This is a genomic window from Dietzia sp. DQ11-44, from assembly GCF_014145205.1.
GTDB classification, from domain to species: Bacteria; Actinomycetota; Actinomycetes; order Mycobacteriales; family Mycobacteriaceae; genus Dietzia; species Dietzia natronolimnaea.
The window spans coordinates 1-1,021 of sequence record NZ_JAALEC010000522.1 but is presented as its reverse complement, the minus strand read 5'-3'; the positions used below and the strand labels follow the sequence as shown (position 1 = coordinate 1,021).

The 1,021-nt window shown below is 72.7% G+C and carries 1 protein-coding gene and 1 pseudogene; both read right to left on the bottom strand.

The window, feature by feature from the left end; genetic code table 11:
- A pseudogene (locus G6018_RS12870) lies at nt 1–512 on the bottom strand (glutamine amidotransferase); the annotation flags it as partial.
- A 107-nt stretch (nt 513–619) separates the two neighbouring features.
- Nucleotides 620–1,021 (bottom strand): DUF1727 domain-containing protein (locus G6018_RS12865; protein WP_182639804.1); only part of this gene is annotated, 402 nt, incomplete at its 5' end.

Below are 1,021 nucleotides of genomic sequence, written 5' to 3'. Positions count from 1 at the left end.
CCGCCGGCACGCGCGGGCTCGCCTGCCGGGACTCCGTTGCCCACGCCCGAGGTGGCGCGTCCGAGCGGGGCGGCGTCCGGGCCCAGGATGGTGGCGCCCATGTGGTTCTCGAAGCCGGTCAGGGTCTGGGTGAGCCCGGCCATTTGCGGTTCCGCCACCAGCTCGCCGATCGAGCGGGTGGCCTGCGGCGAGGTGGTCACGTCGAGCAGGCCCAACCCGGGAGCGCGGGAGCCGTCGGCGACCATGAACCACTCGCCGAACACCTGCATCCCGGCGCAGATGGCCAGCACCGGCACCCCGCGCGCGACGGCCCGCTGCACACCGGGCGAGCCCGACAGGTGTCGTGATGCGAGCTTCTGGGCGGTGTCCTCGCCCCCGCCCACCGTGTAGATGTCACACGAGTCGGGAACGGCGTCGTCGAGGGTGATGCGGACGATCTCGGCGTCGTACCCGCGCCACCTCAGGCGTTGGCGCAGGATCAGGGAGTTGCCGTCGTCACCGTAGGTGCCCATGACGTCGGGCAGCACCAGGCCGATGCGCACGGTCGACTCGGTGGGCCGCGGGGAATCGGGAGAGACGGTGTCGAGCGGTGAGGCGGAGGCCCCGGCGTCGCGGTCGGTCATGGCTGCTGCTCCTTCCGGGCGGCGATCGCGCGTCCGAGGTCGCGGAACGCGGTGTAGTTGGCCAGCACCTCGACCCGGCCGGGTGGGCACCGCCTGATCGCGGACAACGGGTCGGGCTCGAGCTTGTGCTCGACCCCGGCGTAGCTCAGGCGCACCGACAGGTCCGCGGCGCGCTCACCGGAGGCGTACACGGACACGCCCTCGAAGCTCTCGAAGCGCACGTCCCACAACCACGACAGGTCCACGCCGTCGGCGACCTGCCCGTTGACCGCGATCACCAGGCCGTCCGCCGAGGTGTCGATCATGCCGAGCGCCTCCTGCCAGCCGGCCGGGTTCTTGGCCAGCAGCAGGTGCGCGGCGCGGCCGTCCACGTCCACCGTCGAGTAGCGGCCCGCCAC